The 23193-nt window shown below is 71.3% G+C and carries 16 protein-coding genes; 8 read left to right on the top strand and 8 right to left on the bottom strand.

Annotated elements, in window-relative coordinates:
• Positions 1–42: 42 nt before the first annotated feature.
• Positions 43–735, bottom strand: a complete 693-nt coding sequence (locus tag CDO52_RS14055; protein ID WP_017621210.1) for a GntR family transcriptional regulator — start codon at positions 733–735, stop codon at positions 43–45.
• Between the two features lie 190 nt (positions 736–925).
• Here CDO52_RS14055 and fdhD point away from each other — a divergent pair, with 190 nt between their 5' ends.
• Positions 926–1792 carry a formate dehydrogenase accessory sulfurtransferase FdhD gene (fdhD, locus tag CDO52_RS14050; protein WP_017621211.1) on the top strand — a complete coding sequence of 289 codons (867 nt, stop codon included), beginning with the start codon at positions 926–928 and terminating at the stop codon, positions 1790–1792.
• Between the two features lie 16 nt (positions 1793–1808).
• On the opposite strand, the gene CDO52_RS14045 is transcribed toward fdhD, so the two are convergent.
• A complete protein-coding gene (locus CDO52_RS14045) occupies positions 1809–2390 on the bottom strand; it encodes an HhH-GPD-type base excision DNA repair protein (RefSeq protein WP_026126295.1) in 582 nt (193 codons plus the stop codon).
• A gap of 8 nt (positions 2391–2398) precedes the next feature.
• Positions 2399–3145, bottom strand: coding sequence for a FadR/GntR family transcriptional regulator (locus tag CDO52_RS14040; protein WP_033301963.1), 747 nt, complete (start codon positions 3143–3145; stop codon positions 2399–2401).
• A 332-nt stretch (positions 3146–3477) separates the two neighbouring features.
• Here CDO52_RS14040 and CDO52_RS14035 point away from each other — a divergent pair, with 332 nt between their 5' ends.
• From CDO52_RS14035 to CDO52_RS14020, 4 genes are all read left to right on the top strand, one after another.
• Positions 3478–4344 (top strand): fumarylacetoacetate hydrolase family protein, encoded by an 867-nt coding sequence (locus tag CDO52_RS14035; RefSeq protein WP_026126296.1) that lies wholly within the window; start codon positions 3478–3480, stop codon positions 4342–4344.
• A gap of 250 nt (positions 4345–4594) precedes the next feature.
• Positions 4595–5335 carry a (Fe-S)-binding protein gene (locus tag CDO52_RS14030; RefSeq protein WP_017621215.1) on the top strand — a complete coding sequence of 247 codons (741 nt, stop codon included), beginning with the start codon at positions 4595–4597 and terminating at the stop codon, positions 5333–5335.
• On the top strand, positions 5332–6771 hold the full coding sequence (locus tag CDO52_RS14025; RefSeq protein WP_017621216.1) for a lactate utilization protein B: 1440 nt from the start codon (positions 5332–5334) through the stop codon (positions 6769–6771). The genes CDO52_RS14030 and CDO52_RS14025 overlap by 4 nt, the downstream gene beginning before the upstream one ends.
• Entirely contained in the window at positions 6768–7451 is a 684-nt protein-coding gene (locus tag CDO52_RS14020) for a LutC/YkgG family protein (protein WP_017621217.1), read from the top strand. Before CDO52_RS14025 ends, CDO52_RS14020 begins: the two co-directional genes overlap by 4 nt.
• A 213-nt stretch (positions 7452–7664) precedes the next feature.
• Here CDO52_RS14020 and CDO52_RS14015 read toward each other — a convergent pair whose 3' ends face one another.
• From CDO52_RS14015 to CDO52_RS14000, 4 genes are all read right to left on the bottom strand, one after another.
• The gene (locus tag CDO52_RS14015; RefSeq protein WP_026126297.1) at positions 7665–8675 is read right to left on the bottom strand and encodes a fibronectin type III domain-containing protein; all 1011 of its coding nucleotides are present in this window, start codon (positions 8673–8675) and stop codon (positions 7665–7667) included.
• A 73-nt stretch (positions 8676–8748) separates the two neighbouring features.
• A complete protein-coding gene (locus CDO52_RS14010) occupies positions 8749–11073 on the bottom strand; it encodes a transglutaminase-like domain-containing protein (RefSeq protein ID WP_094932434.1) in 2325 nt (774 codons plus the stop codon).
• A 547-nt stretch (positions 11074–11620) separates the two neighbouring features.
• Entirely contained in the window at positions 11621–12748 is a 1128-nt protein-coding gene (locus CDO52_RS14005; protein WP_094932433.1) for a DUF58 domain-containing protein, read from the bottom strand.
• Entirely contained in the window at positions 12748–13722 is a 975-nt protein-coding gene (locus CDO52_RS14000) for an AAA family ATPase (protein WP_017621219.1), read from the bottom strand. Before CDO52_RS14000 ends, CDO52_RS14005 begins: the two co-directional genes overlap by 1 nt.
• Before the next feature lie 435 nt (positions 13723–14157).
• Here CDO52_RS14000 and CDO52_RS13995 point away from each other — a divergent pair, with 435 nt between their 5' ends.
• Positions 14158–14511, top strand: a complete 354-nt coding sequence (locus CDO52_RS13995; RefSeq protein WP_017621220.1) for a hypothetical protein — start codon at positions 14158–14160, stop codon at positions 14509–14511.
• A 60-nt stretch (positions 14512–14571) separates the two neighbouring features.
• Positions 14572–17190 (top strand): TPR repeat region-containing protein, encoded by a 2619-nt coding sequence (locus CDO52_RS13990; RefSeq protein WP_017621221.1) that lies wholly within the window; start codon positions 14572–14574, stop codon positions 17188–17190.
• Positions 17191–17265: 75 nt separating this feature from the next.
• Here the strand turns inward: CDO52_RS13990 and eccD are convergent, their stop codons facing one another.
• Positions 17266–18612 carry a type VII secretion integral membrane protein EccD gene (gene eccD, locus CDO52_RS13985; RefSeq protein ID WP_094932432.1) on the bottom strand — a complete coding sequence of 449 codons (1347 nt, stop codon included), beginning with the start codon at positions 18610–18612 and terminating at the stop codon, positions 17266–17268.
• Positions 18613–19209: 597 nt separating this feature from the next.
• Between eccD and eccCa the strand changes: the two genes are divergently transcribed.
• Positions 19210–23121: a type VII secretion protein EccCa gene (eccCa, locus tag CDO52_RS13980; protein WP_232524502.1), complete on the top strand. Its 3912-nt coding sequence runs from the start codon at positions 19210–19212 to the stop codon at positions 23119–23121.
• Positions 23122–23193: the final 72 nt, after the last annotated feature.

Here is a 23193-nt window from a genome sequence, read left to right as displayed (position 1 = left end):
AGTGGGGTAAAAATCGACTCTGAGACCCCAGTATCTCCGAGATCAACGGAGGGGGTCGGTGCCGCCCACACGCTCGTGGTAGGTCCGGCGGGTGCGTTCGGTGTGCTCGCGCATGAGGTCGGCCGCCGCGTCGGCGTCGCCCGCAGCGACCGCGTCGACGAGCCGGTCGTGCTCGTCCCACGAGCTGCCGCCACGGGTGCGGGCGACCGGGGTGTAGTACCAGCGCACCCTGCGGTCGACCTGCGCGGCGAGTTCGGCCAGGACCCCGTTGCCCGAGGCCTCGGCGAGGGCACGGTGGAAGTCGGCGTTGGCGGCGACCACGGCCTCGACATCGTCGGAGGCGACCGCGGAGCGGCCGACGGCGATCAGCTCGCGCAGCGGGGTGATCTCCTCCGGTACGGCGTTGCGCGCGGCCAGGCGCGCGGCTTCGGCCTCCAGCAGGGCGCGGACGGCCAGGAGCTGGTCGGCCTCGCTCTCGGTCGGCGTGTGGACGAACGCTCCGTAGCCGGGCCGCAGGTCGACCCAGCTCTCGTTGCTGAGCCGCTGGAGTGCCTCACGGACCGGTTGGCGGGAGACCCCCAGGTGCGCGGCCAGCTCCGTCTCGACCAGGTGCTGGCCCGGGGGCAGCCGGCGGGTGGTGATCAGGTCGAGGATCGCGTCATAGACGGCGTCGCGCAGCGGCGCCGGTCGCTGGACGCGTCCGGCGGCCAGGGCCTGCAACGCCTGATGGGACATGGGCTCCGTGTTCCGCGTTCGTGCGAGGATGGGCTGTAGACAGTGTCCAACGTACAAAATGCACCGGCGTGTGCGGGGGCGCGGTGATGGCTGCGAAGGTGGCGGGTAGGGGAGGACTACCCCGGGTGATCGGGCCCGGTGCCCGTCGCCCACCAGCGATCGCCGGACAGGGCCGGAAGGGTGCAGCGGCATGGGACGCGTGACAACGCGCGAGAAGGTCCTTCGCGTCAGGGACGGGGTCGTCAGCGAGCGCGTCGACACCCTCGTCGTGGAGGAGCCGCTGGAGGTGCGGCTGAACGGGGAGCCGCTCAGCGTCACGATGCGCACGCCGGGCAACGACTTCGACCTGGCGGCGGGCTTCCTGGTGAGCGAGGGCGTGGTGGCGCGGGCCGCGGACATCGCGGCCATCCGCTACTGCGCCGGTGCCACGGAGGACGGCGTCAACACCTACAACGTCCTGGACGTGACGCTGGCGCCGGGTGTGGCGGTGCCGAGGGCGTCGCTGGAGCGCAACTTCTACACCACCTCCTCGTGCGGGCTGTGCGGAAAGGCGAGCCTGGAGGCGGTGCGCACCACGAGCCGGTGGTCGGTCGCCGACGACCCGGTGCGGATCGAGGGCCGGACCTTCGCGGCGATGCCCGACCGGCTGCGGGAGGCGCAGCGGGTGTTCGAGCGCACCGGCGGACTGCACGCGGCCGGACTGTTCGACGCCGAGGGCCGGCTGCTCGCTCTGCGCGAGGACGTGGGGCGGCACAACGCGGTCGACAAGCTCGTCGGCTGGGCGGTGCGCGAGGACCGGCTGCCGCTGCGCGGCGGCACGCTGATGGTGTCGGGGCGTGCCTCGTTCGAACTGGCGCAGAAGGCGGTGATGGCGGGGATGCCCGTGCTGGCGGCCGTGTCCGCTCCGTCGTCGCTGGCCGTGGACCTCGCGGCGGACGCGGGCCTCACCCTGGTGGGGTTCCTCCGCGGAGCCTCGATGAACGTCTACGCCGGGCGCCACCGCGTTGTCCTGGAGCAGGACGCGGCGGCGCCGACGCCCGCGGCCGCCTCGGGGTGAGGCCCGGCACGGGGCGTCAGCCCTTCTTCGCTTTGGCCGCCGCCTTGGCGCTTTTCTTGTATGCGCGCACCTCGGCCAGGGTCTGCTCGTCCAGGACGTCGGCGATGGACTTCCGGGCTCCGTCCTCGCCGTAGGCACCGGCCGCCTCGCGCCACCCCGAGGCGTCGAGGTCGAACTGCTTGCCGAGGAGGGCCAGGAAGATGCGGGCCTTCTGGTCGCCGTAGCCGGGCAGCGCCTTCAGCCGTCGCAGCACCTCGCGGCCGTCGGGGGCGCCTTCGGTCCACAGTGCCTCGGGGCGGCCGTCGTAGTGCTCGACGAGGTAGGCGCACAGGGTCTGGATCCGCTTGGCCATCGACCCCGGGAAGCGGTGCACGGCGGGCGTCTGCGCGCACGTCGCGGCGAATCCCTCGGGGTCCGCCTCGGCGATGGCCCGGATATCGAGACCGCCCATGCGGTCGGCGATCTTCTTCGGCCCCGCGAACGCCGTCTCCATCGGTACCTGCTGGTCCAGAAGCATGCCGATCAGCAGGGCCAGCGGCTCCCGTGCCAGCAGCTCATCGGCGCCGGGGTCCCCGGCCAAGTACAACCTGCGTGTCATGGTCCTGATCATCCCACGTCGTCGGTGAGATCGGCGCGAAGCCAGCGCTCGACCTCCAGGACGTGCATGGTGGCGGCGGCGCGGGCGGCGTCGGGATCGCGGGCCTGCAGCGCGCGGTAGATGCGCTCGTGGTCCTCGCGGAGGCGGGCGGTGATCCCGGCCTCGCGGTGGCCCCGCCACACCCGGGCGTTGAAGGTGCGGGAGGACAGGCCGTCGTTGATGGCGGCCAGGGTGGCGTTACCGGTGATCTCCACGATGGCCTGGTGGAAGGTGAGGTCGGCGGAGACGGTGTCCGCGTAGGCGTCCGCATCCGCGTCCGCTTCGTCCGAGCCGCCGCCCGCCTCCATCCGGTTGAGGATTTCGCCGAGGCGGCGGAGCTGGGCGTCGTCGGCGCGGGCGGCGGCCAGGGCGGTCGCGGCGGGTTCGAGCATGCGCCGCACCTGGAGCACCTCGATGAGGGTCTCCCCTTGGGAGACCTCGGCGAGCACGGAGAAGGTCTCCAGGAGGTCGGCCGGGCGCAGGGAGGTGACGTAGACGCCCGCACCGTGCCGCGCCTCCAGCACGCCCAGGGTGGTCAGTGCGCGGATGGCCTCGCGCATCGAGCTGCGTGACACGCCGAGGTCGGAGGCGAGCTCCCGCTCGGTGGGAAGGCGGTCGCCGGGCTTCAGGGTGCCGTCGGCGATGCGCTCCTTGATCCGCTCGATCGCCCGCTGCGTCACCGGCACGCTGCGGTCGGCCGACTCGGTCGGGGTCACCGGGCCCGATGCGGCGTCCGGAGCAGAATCCAGCGTCGCGTCCGGTACGGCGTCGGGGATGGTCACGCGGCGTCCTCCAGGTCGTCGACTGCAATGGGCGGGTCCGGGGCGCTGGTTGGACCAGTGGGCGTGTGCTCCGGCCGACAGCGGCCCCGATCCTCCCATCTTGACACCCCTCCCCTCACCCGCGTACAAGTGATCCGACCAATTCGCCTCTGTGTGGCGCCTCACATACGCGATCACCAGGAGAACGACAATTGTCGGTACCCACGAACGCGATAGTCATCAGACCAATTATCGTGGGCGTGGAGCACGAGCTGTGTGGGAGCAACGTGAAGTTCTTGAGAATCGGACCCCTGGGAGCCGAGCGGCCGGCGGTGCTCGGCGATGACGGCACCCCGCTGGACCTGTCCGCCATCACCCCCGACATCGACGGCGCCTTCCTCTCCGACAGCGGCGTCGAGCGCGCCCGAGCCGCGCTGGGCGCCGGCGACCTGCCGCCCGCGGCCGACGTCGACACGGCCACGCCGGGACGGCGCGTCGGCGCCCCCATCGCCACGCCGGGCAAGATCATCGGCATCGGCCTGAACTACACCGACCACGCCGCCGCGACCGGGGCCGAGCCCCCCGTGGAACCGATCGTCTTCATCAAACCGAGCGACACCATCGTGGGGCCGGACGACGATGTCCTCATCCCGCGCGGCAGCAGCAAGACCGACCACGAGGTGGAGCTGGCCGTCGTCATCGGCCGCACCGCCCGCTACCTGGAGAACCTCGGTGCCGCCGCCGACGCCATCGCCGGGTACACCATCGCCAACGACGTGACCGAACGCGAGTTCCAGCTGGAGCGCGGCGGCCAGTGGGACAAGGGCAAGTCGTGCGAGACGTTCACGCCGCTGGGTCCCTGGCTGGTCACGCCCGACGAGGTCGACGACGTCGCGGCGCTCGGTCTGCGGCTCCGGGTCAACGGCGCCCCTGTCCAGGACGGCACCACCAAGGACATGATCTTCGGGGTCCAGCACATCGTGTGGTACCTGAGCCAGTTCATGGCGCTGCGGCCCGGTGACGTCATCATCACCGGAACCCCGGCCGGAGTCGCGATGGGCCGACCCGACCGCTCCTTCCTGCGCCCCGGCGACGTCATGGAGCTGGAGGTCGACGGCCTGGGCCGGCAGCGCCAGCGCCTCGTCGCGGCCTGAGCCGACGGGCGCCATCGATCAGCACACGCGACCGGAGACGACAGGAGCCATGAAGCCATGACGTGAACACCGGCCGGTGGGATGGGACGCGCCGCGGCCACGGCGCCCCTCCCCACCGGCCCACCATCCCGCCGCGCCCGACACGCGGCACACAACGCGCACCACGCGGAGGAGACCCGGTGGCCCACCCCTAGAGTCGGGCACGGCGCCACGGGCACTCCATCCCCACCACGGAGCACACGAGGGAACGATGCGGATCGCCTTATTCATCACCTGCCTCAACGACACCCTGTTCCCGGACACAGGGCGGGCGGTGGTCCGGCTGCTGGAGCGACTCGGCCACGAGGTGGTCTTCCCCGAGTCGCAGACCTGCTGCGGGCAGATGCACTACAACACCGGCTACCGGCGCGACGCGCAGAAGCTGGCGGTCCGGTTCGTGAAGACCTTCGATGACGCTGACGTGATCCTGGCGCCCTCCGGCTCCTGCGCCGCCATGGTCCGCGACAACTACCCGCGCCTGGGCGCTGCGGGCAGTCGGCTCCAGCGCGCCACCACGGCGTTGGCCCCGCGCGTCCACGACCTCTCGGAGCTACTGGTCGACGTGCTGGGCGTGACCGACGTCGGCGCGTACTTCCCGCACACCGTCACCTACCACCCCACCTGCCACGGCCTGCGCCTGCTCGGCCTGGGCGACCGTCCCTACGCGCTCCTGCGCGAAGTGCGCGGACTGGAGCTCGTGGAACTGCCCGAGGCGCGCGAGTGCTGTGGCTTCGGCGGCACGTTCGCGGTGAAGAACCCCGACGTGTCGGCGGCCATGGGCGCGGACAAGGCGCGTAACGTCGCCGCGACCGGCGCCGAGGTGCTGTGCGCGGTGGACAACTCCTGCCTGATGCACATCGGCGGCACCCTCGACCGGCAGCGCGCCGGGGTCAAGGTCGTCCACCTCGCCGAGATCCTCGCCTCCACGGAACAGGAGCCCGCCCAGCTATGACCGGCACATTCCTCGGCATGCCGACGTTCCCCGAGGCCGCCCGCGCGGCCACCGCCGACGCCCAGCTCCGGCACAACCTCCGCAAGGCCACCCACACCATCCGCGACAAGCGGGCCGAGGCCGTGGGCGAACTCGACGACTGGACGCGGCTGCGCGCCGCGGGCAAGGCCGTCAAGGACCGCACCCTGCGCCACCTCGACCACTACCTGGAACAGCTGGAGGCGTCGGTGACGGCGGCGGGCGGCCAGGTGCACTGGGCCGCCGACGCGGCCGAGGCCAACCGCATCGTCACCGACCTGGTACGCGCGACCGGCGAGCGCGAGCTCGTCAAGGTGAAGTCGATGGCCACGCAGGAGATCGGGCTCAACGAGGCACTGGAGGCGGCGGGGATCACCGCCTACGAGACCGACCTCGCCGAACTCATCGTGCAGCTGGGCGACGACCTGCCGTCCCACATCCTGGTTCCGGCCATCCACCGCAACCGCGCCGAGATCCGCGAGATCTTCCTGCGCGAGATGGCCGCGTGGGGCACCGCGGCGCCCGACGGGCTGACGGACGATCCGCGCGCGCTGGCCGACGCGGCGCGGGTGCACCTGCGCGAGAAGTTCCTGAGCACCAAGGTCGCCGTCTCCGGAGCCAACTTCGCGGTCGCCGAGACTGGCACGCTGGTCGTCCTGGAGTCGGAGGGCAACGGGCGGATGTGCCTGACCCTCCCCGAGACGCTGATCTCCGTGGTCGGCATCGAGAAGACCATTCCGACCTGGGACGACCTGGACATCTTCCTGCAGACGCTGCCCCGCTCCTCCACCGGGGAGCGGATGAACCCCTACACCTCCACCTGGACCGGTGTGACGCCCGGCGACGGGCCCCAGGAGTTCCACCTGGTGCTGCTGGACAACGGGCGCAGTGACGTGCTGGCCGACGAGGTGGGCCGACAGGCCCTGCGCTGCATCCGCTGCTCGGCCTGCCTGAACATCTGCCCGGTCTACGAGCGCACGGGCGGGCACGCCTACGGGTCGGTCTACCCCGGCCCCATCGGCGCGATCCTCACCCCGCAGCTCAAGGGCACCGGGGGCGAGCTGGAGGCCTCGCTCCCCTACGCGTCGTCGCTGTGCGGGGCCTGCTACGAGGTCTGCCCGGTGGCCATCGACATCCCCGAGGTACTGGTGCACCTGCGGGAGGAGGTGGCCTCGGCCGGGGGTGCCGGGCACCGCGTGGAGAAGGCGGCCATGGCCGCCGCCGAGTGGGTCCTGGACGACGACCGGCGGCTGGGGTTGGCCCAGCGCGCGGTGGCCTCGGCACGCTCCCTGGTTCCCCGGCGGCTGCCCGGCCCGGTCGGCGCGTGGACTGACACGCGCGACCTCCCGGATATTCCCGAGGAGTCGTTCCGCCAGTGGTGGCGCACCCGAGAGAAGGGGAAGAGGAAGCGGTCATGAGCGGATCCCGCGAACAGATCCTGGCCCGAGTGCGCGCCGCACTGGCCGACGTTCCCAGCGGGGAACACCCGCCCGACGTCGAGGTGCCGCGCGACTACGCACGCTCACACGGGCGCGGCGGGGCCGACACCCTCGTCGACCGTCTGGAGGACTACCGGGCGATCGTGCATCGAGTGGCGGCCGACGCCCTACCTGACGCCGTCGCCGCGGCCCTGCAGCGGCGCGGCTCCCGCAGCATCGTCGTCCCCGCGGACCTACCCGAAGCGTGGACGGCGACGTGGACGGACGAGATCGGGGGCGGCGCGGACATGGCGGCGGCCGGAGCTCCGGTCCTGCGCGACGACGGCGACGGTGTCGGTCTCGGCCTCGGTCTCGGCGCCCTCGACGCGGTCGACGGCGTCGTGACCGGTTGCGCGGTCGCCATCGCCGAAACCGGCACGATCGTCCTCGACGGCGGCGAGGGCCAGGGCCGCCGCGTCCTCACCCTGGTCCCCGACTACCACCTGTGTGTGGTCCGCGCCGACCAGATCGTCGACGACGTCCCCGACGCCGTCGCCCGTCTCGACCCGCGCCGCCCCTTGACCTGGATCAGCGGCCCCTCGGCCACCAGCGACATCGAACTGGACCGGGTGGAGGGTGTCCACGGCCCGCGCACCCTGGAGGTCCTCATCGTCGGGTGACTGTCGGAGTCATCGCGGGCCTCCTGGGTGGCCGGGCGACAATCGGCACCGATGTCGGAGGGAAGCCGGTGTCCCCGGTTTCCCTCCGACGTGGGTGCCGCTGTTCCCCCGGAACGCCGGGCGGATTCAGGCGGACCCGACCGCCCGTCAAGCCACTGCCGCCGCACCGGTCGGACACGCGCTGCGTCCTCCGGTGCCGCCTTCGGCGCCTCCTCAGGCCGCGTCCTGGGTGGACTGTCCCGCTGTACCACGGTCCGTGCAGGTCTCCTCGGACTTGGCGATCTTGTCGACGCTGATGACGGCGACAACGGTGAAGCAGTAGTCCTGGGCCGGCTTCAGGCCGCTCACCTGAGCCGTGGTGGTCCCGGCCTCCGCATTGGCGAGGTTGGACGGGGTGCTTCCCACGGGACCGCCGACGACGTAGTGGGCAGCGGCCCCGCCGGTGTTGTCGTGCCAGGACAGCGTGACGTTGTAGGCGTCGTCCTCCAGCGTGACGTTGCTCGGAGCCGAGGCCTCGTCGGTTCCGGCCTCGGGGGCGGGGGCGTTCGGATCCGTTCCCTGCTGCGAAGGGTCGGTTGACGCGCCGGGCGAGGGGTTTCCTTCGGGAGCACCGCCCACGAGGTCCATCACGTCCCCGCCGATCTGCGGACGCAGCAACGCGATCAGCCCGGCGGCGACGGCGACGACCGCGACGGCGACCACCGCTGCGGCGATGTAGATCGGACGGCGCTGGATCGGCTTCGGGCCGGTGGTCGGCGGCACGGGGGACGGCGGATCCGGCTGGGGTTGCGGACCGGGTACCGGCCCGCCGTGCGGGGCGTACGCCGACCCGCCCTGCGGCGGAGCGTCTGCGCCGTGGGCGGCACCGCCGTGTGCCCAGGCGTGGCCATCAGCGCCGACGTGATCGGGGGCAGCCGACGCCCGCGGAGCGCCGTAGGCGTTGGGGGCGGGGCCGGCGTCGGTACCGGGACCTCCGGACCAGCCGTCCAGCTGGCTCCACGCGTCGACGGACCCGCCCGCCTCAGGCGACCACACCGAGGCGTCCCCGCTGGCAGTGGCCGATTCATCCAGGGATCCACGGTGTCCCGCGTCCGCGGTATCAGCGGTATGCGCGCTTTCGACCTGTGGGCCGCCGTCGCCACCGTCTTCGGGGCCGGAGCTCCATCCCGGCAGCTGTGCCCACGCGTCCTCGGGAGCGTTGCCCGCGCCTGGTGCGCCGGTCATTGCGTGTCCTGCCTTCCGTCTGGGATGGGGGTGCGCTGCCGAATGTTCGGCTCGGGGTGGCGACGGCGGGGTGTCACGATGACCGCCAGAACAGGGACCGGGGGTCGAACCACCAGGCCAGCCTCCTCCCACGGCGCTGCGCCGCGCGCAGCGACCGTATCTGACGGCGAACCGTGGCGGCCGCGTTGGCAGCGACGGCGGCGTCGACGCTACCGGGGGCGAAGCCGACGGCGTTGACCGCCTCCTCCAGCCGTGCCAGCTCAGCGGCCTCACGACCACGCTCCTGCTCCGGCAGCCGCCTGCGCACAGCCGCGGCCACCTCGGTGACGGTCAGCCCCGCCGACGCCGGGGCACCGCACATGCGCAGGCCGTCGCGCAGCTCCCGCCACGCGCCCAGGACGCGGGCGCCTGGGTCCCGAGCACGGAGCCGGCGTCTGCCGCGCAGCAGCCGGGCTCCGGGGATCAGGAGGACCGCGGCGAGGAGTCCGCCCCCTGCGCTGATCCCCACGAGGAGCGTCGTCCGGCCGTGGTCGGACTCGGACGAGCGCGGCGGCTCGATGTCGTGTGCGTTGTCCTCGTCCGCGGCGCCGCCGCTGTCCTCGGGCGGGGGCGGAGGGGCCTCGCCCGGGGCGGGTTCGTCGTCCTCCTGCCCGGTGTCGCTGCCGCCCGGCGTCACGTCGAAGGGCACCCAGCCCACCCCGTCGAAGTAGACCTCGCCCCAGGCGACGGCGTCGCCGGTGTCGACACGGTATTCGCCCCCGCCCTCGTCGGTTCCCTGCCCGAAGCCGACGGCCACCCGGCTCGGGAGGCCCGCGGCGCGGGCGAGCATGGCGAAGGCGCTGGCGAACTGCTCGGAGGTTCCGCCCCCGCCCGCTTGGCCGGGTGTCGCAAGGAAGGTGTCGAGGTTGGCGTAGCCGTGCCCGCCCGGGGTCTCGGGGTCGAAGGTGTGGGAGTCGCGCAGGTATTTGGCCAGCGCGGTGGCCCGGCGGTAGGGGGATCCCTCGATGGCGACCTGGGAGACGATCTCGTTGAGGATCGGCGGGGCACCAGGCGGGAGCTCCCGGTAGCGGTCGAACGCGCGACCGGCCGGGGTGGGGGTGTCGGCCAGCTCTTCGGGGTCCCAGTCCCCGACCTCGCCGCTGGTCTCGTACGACTCTCCGGCGATGTCGGCGCCAAGGTTCACCACGCTGCCCGACACCGCGTCGTATCCGGGCGTGCTCAGGCCGATGGTCGTGGGCGCGCCGATGACCGGCGCCCAGTTGCCGGGCAGCCCCTCCCCCACCGTGATCGTCGCCGCCGCTGAGGTGGCGTTCGGCGGGGGCGGAACGGGGGCGGGCAGCACGCGGCCCGCCGCGCGGTAGCCGCCTTCGGGCAGCCACGTGGAGCCGGTGAAGTCGCCGAGGGCGACCCAGCGCAGCCGGACCGGTTCGTCGGCCTGGACGGTGAGCAGCGGCTCGTCGGGGTCGGCGGCCCAGGCCGACAGGTAGCTCAGGGGATTGAGCGCGGGCTCGGGTTCGGTGGGCGGCTGCATGACGGCGCGCGGATCACCGGGTTCGGCGTTCCATCCGGCGACGGCGGCCGGTCCGGCGATGACCGTCAGGACGCCGACGAGGAGGACGGTGAGACCGGTCCCCAGTCCCTGGCGCAGGCCGGAGCGTGCACTGACGGCCGGGTCGGCATCGACACGCACGGTCAGGCCGCTGGGAGCGGCCGATGCCGCTGCCGTGCCGTGGGCGGTGGTGCTCATGACGACCGCGGCGCCGACGGCCAGTAGGCCGATGGCGGCGTAGGCGGGCGGGGCGGCCGGGCCGTTGAGGATGACCGCGCCGATGAGCAGCAGGATCCCGGGGAGGAGTGCGGTCACCTGGCGCCCGGCGCACCAGGCCAGCGCGGTGGCGGCTCCGGCCAGCCATGTTGCCAGCAGCGGCAGGGTGAGGGTGTCCACGCTGAGCGGCGTCGGCGCCGTGCTGGTGAGGATCCGTGCGCCCGAGTGCAGCAGTGCGTCGCCCGCGCCGAGGAACATCCCGGGGGTCTGGCCGGGCAGCGCCGCGGCGGTGCCGACGACGGCCGCCAGCGGGAGGGGGAGTCCGGCAAGCAGGGCGCCGAGGCCGTCGAAGCGGCGCCGCAGGGCGGCGGTGGCCAGCACACTGGCCGACGCGCAGGCGACCAGCAGCACCAGCGGCGGCCGAAGGTCGGTGTAGGCGGGTGCGACGGCCACGCCGCCCGCGGCGGTGGAGCAGACGAGGGCGGTCCAGACGAGGATCGCCTGCGGCCACGGGCGGCGCACGGGCTGCCCGGTGGTTTCGGGCGTAGTCTGCCGATCGTTGGAGGCGGCGCGGGCAGCGTCCGGGCGCTGCACGTTACGGCGGCCGCTCGGCCGCGGCATCAGCTCAACCACAGCGCCTCCCTCCACAGCACCACAGCGTCGTTCGGCACCTCCGGCCATCACCGGACCCGGCATCGCCTGTCAGGAGGAGACCGGAGGGCGCGCCGAACGCCAAGCGCTGTTCACTACGGCGTCCGCCGCTCCCGGACCGTTCACCACGGCAGACGCAGGTTCCGGAGCCGGTAGCCATCACGGGCGCGGACGCGGCCTGCCGACCGGGCGCGGCAATCTGAGCCGCGTCCATTCCCTGCATGTTCCGATGGCCACCGGGCTGCGACATCAGGTCACCCACAGCGCCTCGCTCCCCAGGTCCACGGAGCCGTTCGGCACCTCCGGTCATCGCCGGATCCGGCATGGTGTGTCGGGCGGAGACCGGAGGGCACGTCACAGGTCAGGGACTTCTCGGTGCGACGCCCGCCGGGCCGGGGCCGTTCACCACGGTTGACGCCGGCTCCAGCGTCGGTGACCGTCACGGGCGCGGACCCGGCCTCTCGGCCGTGCGCGGAGCTGTGGGCTCCGGCCTGCTCTGGGTCGGCCCGGTGGCTACCGGTCAGCGTCATCATCTCGACCATGGCGCCTCATTCCAGCGGTCGACGAAGGACGTGGCGTCGGCGGCGGTCACCAGGCCGACTCCGGCCGGGGCGGCCGGGGGTGGTCCGTCCCCCATGGCGACGGCCACCAACCCGGCGTAGCAGGACCGGAGCTGGGCGAACAAGCGCAGATCGGCGTTGGTGAGCCCGCCGCCGATCAGCACGGCGGTGTCGCCGGAGGGGCGAGTGCGCATCAGCCGGACGGCGCGCGCCAGGTCGGCGTCCTCGGCGGGTTCGGCCTCGGACAGGAGGTCGAGCAGGGCGGGCAGCCCGGCGCCGCTGTCCCGGCCGCGTCCGCTGACGAGGTGGGCCTCGCAGTGCAGCGAGGAGCGCACGCCGGTGGCCAGCACGCAGGCGGCCGCCTCGGCGACATCGTCGAGCCGTGCGCGCCCGCCGGGGGTCGGCCGGTCGTCGACGAGGACGGCGAGGCGGGTGTGCGAGGTGTCGATGTACTCGCGCACGATGAGCTTGTCCTGCCGGGCGGAGCTGCGCCAGTGGATGTGGCGCAGGTCGTCGCCGGGCACGTACTCGCGCAGCGCGTGGAAGGTGAGGGTGCCCGCGCGGGCGCCGTCGAGGTCGCCGTCGGGGTCGGCCACCCGCCCCACGGGGACAGCGCGCAGGTGTTCCCAGCGCGGGTGCACCCAGATCCGGTCGGTCCGCCCGTGGCCGCGCTGGGAGGCGGCCAGCCCGAGCGGGTCGGACCGGCCGGCGCGCAGCGGGCCGAGTTCGATCACGCCGCGGCGGGCGGCGCCGACCTGGTAGCCGGTCTCCGCGCTGGCTCCGGCGGCCACGGCGGGAAGGGCCACCAGCTGCTCGCCCTCAGCGTCGGCGACGAGCTCGGCGAGCCGCAGCGACCGGCGCCCGGTGTTGCGCACGCTGGTGCGGACACGCACCTCACCGCCCGGGGCGATGCGCGGCGTCGGGATGGAGCGCTGCGCCTCGGCCCGGCCGGGGCGCCCCACGAGCAGCGTCGACGCCAGGACCGTGATCAGCGCGACCGCGCCGAGCACGGCCAGTTCACGATAGCCGGACAGGACGGCGGCGAGGAGCAGTACCGCCCCCGCGCCGACGACCAGCCAGCCGCGTTTCGTCGGCATCAGCGCCCCGCCGACCCCGCCTGCTCGGGCTGGGGCACGCGGGTCGCCTCCAGGACCTCCTCCAGCACGGCCGTTCCGGTGCGTCCGCTGACCGACGCTTCGGGGGCGAGCACCAGCCGGTGCGCCCACACTGGTTCGGCCAGGCGCTTGACGTCCTCGGGGGTGACGTAGTGGCGGCCGGAGGCCAGGGCCTGCATCCGCATGACTCCGGCCATCGCGACGGTCGAGCGGGTGGAGAGCCCGACCCGCACCTCGGCGTGGGCACGCGTGGCGTGCGCGATGCGCAGCACGTACTCGTAGATGGAGCCGTGCACGTGGATCCGCTGCGCGGCCTGGCCCATCCGGGCGATGGCCTCGGCGTTGGTGACGGGTTTGAGGTCGTCGGGTGAGAGGAGCCGGTCGCCGCGGATGATGGCGAGCTCGGCGGCGTGGTCGGCGTAGCCGAGGGAGAGCCGCATGAGGAAGCGGTCGAGCTGCGCCTCGGGGAGCCGGTAGGTGCCGTCCATCTCGACGGGGTTCTGGGTGGCGACCACGAGGAAGGGCGAGGGCACGGAGTAGCGGTGGCCGTCGACGGTGACGGTGCCCTCTTCCATGACCTCCAGCAGCGCGGACTGGGTCTTGGGCGAGGCGCGGTTGATCTCGTCGGCGATGACCACGTTGCCGAACACCGGGCCGGGGTGGAACTCGAACTCGCGGGTGTTCTGGTTGAAGACGGTGACGCCGGTGACGTCGGACGGCAGCAGGTCGGGGGTGAACTGCACGCGCCGCCATGTGCCGTCCACGCTGGAGGCGATGGCGCGGGCCAGGGTCGTCTTGCCGGTGCCGGGCACGTCCTCCAGCAGGATGTGGCCCTGCGCGAGCAGCGCGACGAGGGCGAGGCGCACGACCTCGGTCTTGCCGAAGACGGCCGCCTCGATCGAGGAGGCGATCCTGTCGAACTCGGCGGCGTGGATCGCGACCTCGTCGGCCGTCACGGGAGCGGCGCTGTACTGGGGGGCGGCGCCACCAGGGGGCAGAGGAGTACTCACCTGAGGATCTTTCCGGCTCAATCGTCGTCGACGTCGTAGAAGGGTGTGGACCAGGCGAAGGGGGTGACGGGGGATGATCCAGTGCACCATTGTGCCCCGATACGGGAGGCTTGCGGTCCCCGGATCCTTGGTGACCCTACTCGCCCGGCGCGACGGAACCGGGAGAGGTCCACCAGCGTCACACGTTGACGCGCACGCGCCGTGGGTGGTCGCGCTCCGGCACCGGCCGGTGGGGCGCGCCACACCCAGGATTCGTGGTGGAGCCCATGATCAAGAAGCGAGTAGTCTCGCTCCCGCTCGGACACACCCACGCGAACGTGAGCATCTGCCGCCCCTCGTCACCTTCGGCGGCATCGACCACAGTGAGCCAAAAGGAGCCCCATGGCGGACGAAGCAGGCGCCAATCCGAACGACGCCCACAAGAAGGGCGGCGACGCCCTTTCCCTCGCCGACACGTTCGTCAATTTCCAGAACGACTTCATCGATGCGGTTGAGGACGCGGCGACGGCCGCCGCCGAAGAGGGCATCAAGAAATGCTATCCGGACTACGGCGAAAAATATTCGGTCCAAATGTCCAAGATCGAGGACCACGGAAAGAAACTCTCCGGAAACGTGCAGGCCGGCGCGGCGGAAACCGCGCACACCGACTTCTGCGCCAAGGACGGCTACCAGCCCGCCACCGACAGCCTTCTCAGCCGCAGGATCAACAAGAAGACCGATCCCTACGACGGCTGACTCCCCGCCCCACGCCCCATCCCCCGCGATTCACGCCCTGACCAGCAAAGGTAACCGCAGATGGTTGACTTCGATCCCGTTGACACCAAGGCCAAGGAGAGCACGGTCACCGACAAGGCCAACACTCTCTGGAACCTCGCCGGACGCATCATGGGGCGCAGCGGCGACTTGCGCGGACTGATCAAGGGCTCCGCCATGGAGTTCACCGAACTCGTGAGTGACAGCATCGAAAAGGGCGGAAACTACAACGACGAACTGTGGCGCGACGCCTCGATGAGCATCACCTGGGGCGCAACGATCACCGACATGTGGGCGAGCGACGTCAAGGACTTCAAGAAGGACCGCAAGAAGATCATCGACGACTTCTACGAGGCCTACCAGGCCCTGAAGCTCCAGGTGTCGATGCAGATCATGCAGGACAGGCAGAACGGGAAGCTCGCACCCCCCACTACCGCGCCCAGCTTTGACTCCGGTTCCCTCCTCAAGCCCGCGGCCCCAGCCGGCGGGCTCCACAACTGGGCGAACGACCCCGTCTTCGACGAGCGGATGCAGGCCGCCACCCTCCAGCTTCTTCAGGAGTACCACGCGAAGGCCGCTGCGCGCCTCGCGAAGCTGAGGGTCAAGTCCGAGGACCGCGGCAAGATGCTCAAGGACGGCCCCCAGGAGAAACACGTCAAGCAGCTGACCGAGCACGGCGCGCTCGGCTGGGCCGCCTACAACCTGCTCGGCGCCAAAGCCCTCCCCCCGCTCCCCGTCTCAAAGGCCGAGGCGGCGAAGATGGCGAAGGAGCTTCAGGAGTACACCAACAAGGGGAAGAAGCCGGACTTCCGCTACCTGCAGATCATGTCGGCGCTCCAGGCCGTCACCGACAAGGCGCAGGTACTCCAAGGGCTCGACGACAAGAAGCGCCGCGTCGACATCTACGACCGGGCCCAGGCCAACCATCTGTCCAAGAACGAGCTGGCCTTCCTCCGTGAGTTCTACGACGCCTATGAGAAGCAGAACCACTTCGGCGACAACGAAGGCGGCATCCTCTACCTCGGGCACCAGCTCGACACCAACCCCAACCTGGAACTGGATGAAGGCGCCAAGCAGGAGATCCTGCGCACGCTGGGCGGCGGCCTCCTGGTCCTCTCCGACGAGAACCTCGGCGGCGGCTTCGACGACCTCCCGGTGAGCATCCAGCGGGTCGCCAACGGCGAGCCCGCCCAGATCCCGCTCGGCATCCGGGACAGTAAGAAGGGCTATGACCACGTCGACTGGCTGGAGGACGCCGAGTACCTCGACCGGCTGATCGGCCGCACCGACACCGACGGGCTGCGCGGCGGCGAGACGTTCTCCGCAAACCTCGCCACCAGCATGGGGCACTACCTCAACGACGTCGACAAGACCGACAACAGCCACGACGAGACGCTGCAGTCGCTGCTCGACGTCACCAACCGGAACACCGACGCCAGCCGCGACATCCTCACCGGTGTCGACACCCACCCCAAGTTCACCGACTCCTCTGAGGTCCTCAAGGGCCTCTACACCCACGCGTGGGAGGACGACGGCGCGTCGGTGGCCGGTCTCACCGACTGGATCCCCGAGTACATGGCCAACAAGGACGACCCCACGGCCCAGGCCATGGCGAAGAAAGCGTCGCTGGGCCTCATCGAGACAACTACGGGTACGGACCTGTATAACGCTCTTATCGACACCGGCGTGGAGAAGGGCAAGAGCCACAGCGCGTCCATGGGCGAGTTCAACCCTCACATCGCCCGGAGTTTCGCAAGCGTCGTCGAGGCGAACCTTAATGACTTCGGCCTGCCGGAAGAGAAGCCCAACGAATTCGGGCTGTACGATGATTCGAGCGAGCTGAAGGTCGACTACGCGCACCGCCGCCGATTCCTCGAACTCGGTATCTCCGACCCCCAGTCCGCACAGCGCCTCATGCAGGCGGCGAACGTCCGCGACCTCAGCGGCTTCTACGATGCGACGAAATCCGGCGAGTTCGTCGACAGCAGGAACAGCGGCCGATTCCGCCAGCTGTTGGACGCTGCCATTCGCGAGGAATTGCTTGATCGTACGCAGGACAAGGACGACCACGACAACGAGGAAAAGGCCAGAGCCAGCGCCATTTCTGCTGGCGCCCGGGCGACGCTGGTCGCTGCAGGCGGCTTCGCACCGCCAATGGTTTCACAGCCCGTCGAGGCTGGGCTGAGCGTGTACGACGAGTACCTTCGCTACCGAATCGCTACAGAGTGGGGCGGGACCGAGTTCCAGGATGCGGTCAACTCCCAGGACGGCGTGACAGATCCCCGTCACCCCTTCCACATCAACACCAGCGGGAACACCTTCACTCCATCGAAGATGGAGGCCAAGTCACAGCTCGACATGCTGGACTCCCTTGCCAGAGACGGCAAGCTTGAACTCGACGACCTCAAGAAGCAGGGCCTGGCCACCGACAAAGGCGTAAAGACGATCTACGACTTCTCGGCGAAGGACTGGGACGACAACAAGGACGCCGTCGAAAAGCTTCTCTCTTCCCAGAAGGGACCAGACGGCTCTGACAAGTCGGCGCTGGAGTTCACAGAGAAGTACGTCAAGGAATACAAAGATCAGTACGACGAGGTCCACAAGTCCATGTACAACGACGTGGGTCTGCAGGAGAAGGGCGAGAGCGAACAGAAGCGCTGAGCCATCGCCTTGCAGTGGCCGGTGCCGGACTCCGTGACGAGGTCCGGCACCGGCCGCTGGTCCAGAGGGTGAGGGTCAGGCCGTCAGCGAGGTCACAAGGTCGAAAACGCCCAGCGCCCAGGCCGCCGCGGCACAGAAGGCGACGATGGCGGCCACTTCCACGCCGTTGAGGACGCGGCGGAGGGAGGCGCGGGGGACGTCGGGGAGGTCGATCCAGCTGAGTCCGGCGACCGTCACGCAGACCATCAGGGCCAGCAGGGGAAGCCACCCCTCCAGCGGGGGCAGCATGAGCACCAGGCCGACGCCGACGATGACGAAGCCGAGCACCCCGCCCACACGCAGCGGCAGCACGTGGCGGATCCGGTCGAAGAGCCGGGAGCGCATGACGAGCAGCAGCGAGACGAGGGCGGCGAGCACGAGGTCGCGCCAGCCCGCGCCGGTGAAGATGAGCAGCGGCACCGTCGCCGTGGTGGCGAGCGCGGCGCCGATGACCAGGCCGAGAAGCAGTCGATCGGTCAACCGCATGGTGCGATCGAAGCGCTCCGCGGGGGCCTGGCCGGAGTGGCGGACCTCGTAGTCCAAGCCCGACAGACCGCCCATCGACATCGCCATCCTGGGCATCACCCCGACCCCCAGGGTCAGCAGCACCGCGACTGTGCGCGCCCCCTGCGCACCGTCGACGAACAGCCCCACCGCCACCAGCACGGCCGCCGCGACGGTGAGCACACCCAGCGCCGCCAGGTAGGGCAGCGCCGTCTGGTGGATGACGCTCGCGAGCCCGACCACGACCAGCGCGCCCACAACGGCGAACACGGCCGGGACGGCCGGCGGGGGTGGTTCGGCCCCGCTGAGCACGTACGAGGCCGCCACCGCGATCATCGCGCCCCACCCGCAGGCTGCCGCGAGGGACGCGTGCGCGACACCGGCCATCGACCGCCGCACGGCCAGCCACATCGCGCCCAGGGACACGACGACGCCCAGCGGCGCGGTGACGAGGTCGATCGCCGAAAAGCGGAAGAACGCCGCCATCACGATCATGACCGCCATCGGCACGATGACGAGAAGGGCGACACCGAAGGCGAGTGTCGTGGAGGGCCGCCAGACGGACCCGGTCTCGTCGACCCGGTCCTCCACGGCCCCGCGCACGTCGTCGACGAAGGCGGGACGGTCGCGCGGCGGCTGGGAGCTGAGCAGGAGCACGTCGCCGTCCCTGACCCCCGCCTTCTGCAGGGTCGCGTCGGGGCGGACGGCCGTGCCGTCGGCGGTGGTCAGATTCCAGCCGACCGGTTCGAGCCGGTCGGTGTCGGTCGAGCACACCCGGAGCACCTGAGGCATCAGGGTGGCCACCGGAACCGTGCCGGGCAGCACGAGGTCCGCCCATCGTTGCGGACCCGTGACCGTGACGCGGCAGTATCCGCTCACCTCGACCTCCGGAGGCTGATCCGTCCGCTCTGGACGTCACGCTGGGACAAAGTCGGGGCTCCCGCACAGCGGAGCGGAACAGGCCGATACGCCCACGGCGCGCCCGTACCCGACGGAGGGCTGGGGGTCACGGGGCTGGGGGACGAGCACCTAGCGCGCATCTCCTTGCTGTCTTCCTCTCTTCGGGCGTGTATCTGAGCTGGTCGCAGCCCGGCAGATGCTAATCGCGTCAGGCGCGCTTGCTCGCCGAGCGACCCACCGGCCACGTCGTCCCGAGCACCGCCGGTCCGCACTGGTGAAGCGGTCTTGCACTGGTCAGCGCTGATCGCATGGGTCGACGCGGTCGGGGCGGGATGCCCACGAGGGTGCGATTTCCGGCGTTCCATGACGGATTATGCAATAACAGGTCCTCGCGAGATGATCACCGTAGCAACCCCCGCCCCTGTCCCCCTCGGGCCTATGAAAGAGGTCACCGTGTCGACGATGTTGGTCCACCGGCCCGCCCGGCATTCGGTGCCCGACCCCGGCGATACCCCCATCTCGGTCGCGTCTCCCCCGCAGCTACCGGAGAATCCGCCCGCATCCGGCTCCATGGCGATGATGCTGATGCCGGTGATCAGCGGGTCGGGGTCGCTGCTCATGGCGGTCACCATGGGCAACCGCCCGCTGTACGCGGCCGGGGCGATGCTCGTGATGGTGGCCAGCGTGGCCGTGGGCGTGACCATGTTCCTGGCCCAGCGCAACGGACCGCGCAGGCGCATCCTCGACCAGCGGGAGCGCTACCTCGACTACCTCGACCGCCTGCGCGCGACCGTCCGCGAGGTCACCGCGGCCCAGCGCACGAGTGCCGCGTTCCGCCACCCCGCGCCCTCGCTCCTGCCCGACCTGGCGCGGCTTCCGGCCCGCCGGTGGGAGCGGCGCGCGTCCGACCCCGACTTCCTGCACCTGCGCATCGGCTCGGGCAATCGCCCGCTGGCCCGCCCGCTGAGCATGACGGTGGACACGTCCAACCCGCTGGTCGTCTACGACCCCGTGTGCCGCGGCATGGCGGATCAGCTCATCGAACTCCACGCGCACGTGCCCGAGCAGCCGCTGGTGGTGCCGCTGCGTGAGCTGGGCGTCGTCTCCGTTGTCGGCGACCGGCGGGCCGGGCGCGACCTGGCGCGTTCTCTCGCCGCGCAGCTGGTGGCGTTCCACTCGCCCGAGGACGTGCGGCTGGGCGTGGTGCGCCACCAGCACCTGCTCTCCGAATGGGACTGGCTGAAGTGGCTGGCGCACGGCTCGGTGGACAGCGTCCAGGACGGCCCGCTCCCGGCCCGGTTCACCGCCGCGACCGCCGTGGAGATGCACGAGCTGCTCGCCGCCGAGATCGAGCAGCGCACCATCGACATGCAGCGCCGCCGCGGTGGCCCGCCGGGGCCGGGCACCCAGCGGCTGGTCGTCATCGTCGACGGCGAGTTCCAGACGACGCTGTCGGGCCTGGACGCCGAACCGCCGGTCGCGGCACTTGCCGACCTCGGCATCCACGTGATCGTGCTGGTCGCCGGGCGGCGTGAGGAGCCCGGCCATGTGGACGTGCGGCTGGAGGTCGGGGCCGACGGCGCCGTGCGCGAGCACCGCGACGTCCGGGCGACCGGGCCGACAGCGCCCGGGGAGGCCGAGGCCGGGGACAACGAGACCGCACCGCTTGAGGGCCGGGCCGACGCGGCGGGCGTCCCCCTGCTCACGTCCCTGTCGCGCATCCTGTCGCCGATGCGGCTGGCCGCAGACGATGGCGAGGACACCCTGCACAACACGGTGGGCCTGCCGGAGATCCTGGGCGTACCCGATGTGGCCCAGCTCGACGCGCGCCAGACATGGCGGCCGCGGAGCACCAGCGACTACCTGCGCGTCCCGATCGGGGTGGGGCCGACCGGCACACCGGTCCTGCTGGATTTGAAGGAGTCGGCGTTCGGCGGCATGGGCCCCCACGGCCTGGTCGTGGGCGCCACCGGCTCGGGCAAATCCGAAATGCTGCGCACCCTGGTCGCCTCCCTGGTCATCAACCACGCCCCCGACCACCTCGCCCTGCTCCTGGTCGACTTCAAGGGCGGCGCCACCTTCGCCGACACCGACCGCCTGCCCCACAGCGCCGGACTCATCACCAACCTCGCCGACGACGACACCCTCGTCGCCCGCTTCCGCGAGGCCATGTACGGCGAACTCACCCGCCGCCAGCAACTCCTTAAAGACGCCGGCAACCTGCCCAACCTCCACGCCTACGAAGCCCTGCGCGCCCAGCAGCCCGACCTGGAGCCCCTGCCCCACCTCCTGGTCATCATCGACGAGTTCTCCGAACTGCTCACCGCCCACCCCGACTTCGCCGAGCTGTTCGTGGCCATCGGCCGCATCGGCCGCTCCATCGGCGTCCACCTGCTGCTGGCCACCCAGCGCCTGGAATCAGGCAAGATCAAGGGCCTGGAATCCCACCTGTCCTACCGCATCGGCCTGCGCACCTTCTCCGAGTCCGAAAGCCGCGAGGCCATCGGCGTAGGCGACGCCTACCACCTGCCCCCCGAACCCGGATCGGGCTACCTCAAGGTCGACACCTCGGTCTTCGAACGCTTCAAAGCCGCCATGGTCTCCGGCCCCTACACCCCGCCGAGCGACGAGGAGGCCGAGCAGGTGCCCGTCCTGCCGCTGATCTCGTTCAACGGGCTGGAGAAGCTGGTGAGCGGCGATGCCTCCGCGTCGAACGCGCCGCGGGCGGCGGGCCGCCCCGCCTCCGCGGGGCGCAGCACACTGCAGGTGGCCGTCGACCGGATCGTCGCGTCGCGGGCACGGCCGGTGCGCCCGGTGTGGCTGCCGCCGCTGCCCCCGGCGCTCGCGCTCAGCCGGGTGCTGGACTGGATGCGTGCGGGACCGCGTCAGGCCGCCGCAGGCGGTCCCCCACCCGAACCCGACCCGGCCGAGGCCAAGGCCATCATCGGCGTCACCGACATCCCACGCGAGCAGCGCCAGGAACCGACGACGCTGGATTTCACCGGCGGCGACAGCAACATCGTGGTGCTCGGCGGGCCGCAGACCGGCAAGAGCACCCTGCTGCGCACGATGATCGCCAGCCTGGCGTGGCGGTACCCGCCCGGCCGCGTGGCGATCTACGGCATCGACTACGGCGGCGGGTCACTGGCGCCCTTCGAAGAGCTGCCGCATGTAGCCGGTATCGCCACGCGCGCCGACCCCGAGCGCGTGGAGCGGGTGTTCTCGGACGTCCTCACCCTGCTGGACAAGCGAGAGCAGGTGTTCCGGAGCTACCAGCTGGACTCCCCCGCGGCACTGCGCCGGGCGCGGGCGAACGGCACGGTGCCCTCTGACGTCTTCGGTGACGTCTTCCTCGTCATCGACGGCTGGTCGGCGGTGAGCGAGGCGTTCGAGGACGCCGACAACGTGCTGGTCGACATCGCCTCACGCGGCCCGTCGCTCGGCCTGCACACGATCCTCACGGGCTCCGCCAGCTCGCAGATCCGCGGCAAGCTGCAGTCGCTGTTCGGCGGCCGGATCGAGCTGCGGCTGACCGACCCGTTCGACTCGGGCATCGGCCGCAAGGTCGCCGAGGAGATCCCCAAGGACGTCCCGGGGCGCGTCCTGCTCACCAACGAGCACATGGCGCAGATCGCCCTGCCCCGGCTCGACGGGGCCAGTAACGACCAGGACCTGGGCGAGGGCGTACGCGACACGATCCGAACCATCGGCCGACGCTGGCCGCACCGTCCGGTGCCCGCGGTGCGGGTCCTCCCGCAGCACATCGCGCTGGCGGAGGTCCTGCCGCAGCACACCGGCAACGGCCTGGCCATGGGCCTGGGCGAGCGCGACCTGGGTCCGGCGGTGTTCTCCTTCCGGGAGGATCCCCACCTCGTGGTCTTCGGCGACCCGCAGACCGGCAAGAGCACCCTGCTGCGGGCTCTGCTGCGGCAGCTCACCGCGCGCTCGCCGGAGGAGGTGGGCATCGTGCTCGTCGACTTCCGCCGCGCCCACCTGGGGCTCGTGGGTGACGACCACCTGCTGGCCTACTGCACCAGCCCGCAGCACACGCAGGCGGTCGCCACCGAGTTGGCCGGGAACGTGCGCGAACGAATCCCGGGACCCAACGTCACCCCGCAGCAGCTGCGCAACCGCAGCTGGTGGGAGGGGTTGGAGCTGTTCGTCGTGGTCGACGACATGGACTTGGTCGCCGGACGCTCCAACCCCCTGGCCCCGCTGGTGCCGTTCCTCACCCAGGGCGCCGACCTCGGCCTGCACCTGATCACCGCCCGCCGCACGGGCGGCGCCGCACGGTCGATGCTGGAGCCGGTGGCACAGACGCTGGCCGACATGGCGACGCCCGGCATGCTGTTCTCCGGCGACCGCATGGAGGGCCGCATCTCCAACGGCGTGGCACCGCGGCGGCTGCCGCAGGGCCGCGCGCTGTACACCCGCCGCGGCGTCGGACCGGAGCAGGTCCAGGTCGCCTGGTCGGAGCCTGCGGACTGACGGTCTTCCAGCGGTGAACGCTGGTGCTTCCCTCGTCAGCGGCTTCCTTCGAACGAGGAGATTGCAGCTAGG

Origin of the sequence: Nocardiopsis gilva YIM 90087 (genome assembly GCF_002263495.1) — a bacterium.
GTDB classification, from domain to species: domain Bacteria; phylum Actinomycetota; class Actinomycetes; order Streptosporangiales; family Streptosporangiaceae; genus Nocardiopsis_C; species Nocardiopsis_C gilva.
The sequence above is the reverse complement of the archived record's forward strand: the minus strand, read 5'-3'. Positions and strand labels throughout refer to the sequence as shown.

Coding starts and splice junctions, on each gene's coding strand:
- CDO52_RS14025 (WP_017621216.1), top strand. CDS start 5,332: ATGACCGGCACATTCCTCGGCATGCCGACGTTCCCCGAGGCCGCCCGC.
- CDO52_RS14055 (WP_017621210.1), bottom strand. CDS start 735: ATGTCCCATCAGGCGTTGCAGGCCCTGGCCGCCGGACGCGTCCAGCGA.
- CDO52_RS14020 (WP_017621217.1), top strand. CDS start 6,768: ATGAGCGGATCCCGCGAACAGATCCTGGCCCGAGTGCGCGCCGCACTG.
- CDO52_RS14045 (WP_026126295.1), bottom strand. CDS start 2,390: ATGACACGCAGGTTGTACTTGGCCGGGGACCCCGGCGCCGATGAGCTG.
- CDO52_RS14030 (WP_017621215.1), top strand. CDS start 4,595: ATGCGGATCGCCTTATTCATCACCTGCCTCAACGACACCCTGTTCCCG.
- CDO52_RS14005 (WP_094932433.1), bottom strand. CDS start 12,748: ATGCCGACGAAACGCGGCTGGCTGGTCGTCGGCGCGGGGGCGGTACTG.
- CDO52_RS13995 (WP_017621220.1), top strand. CDS start 14,158: ATGGCGGACGAAGCAGGCGCCAATCCGAACGACGCCCACAAGAAGGGC.
- fdhD (WP_017621211.1), top strand. CDS start 926: ATGGGACGCGTGACAACGCGCGAGAAGGTCCTTCGCGTCAGGGACGGG.
- CDO52_RS13990 (WP_017621221.1), top strand. CDS start 14,572: ATGGTTGACTTCGATCCCGTTGACACCAAGGCCAAGGAGAGCACGGTC.
- CDO52_RS14015 (WP_026126297.1), bottom strand. CDS start 8,675: ATGACCGGCGCACCAGGCGCGGGCAACGCTCCCGAGGACGCGTGGGCA.
- eccCa (WP_232524502.1), top strand. CDS start 19,210: ATGATGCTGATGCCGGTGATCAGCGGGTCGGGGTCGCTGCTCATGGCG.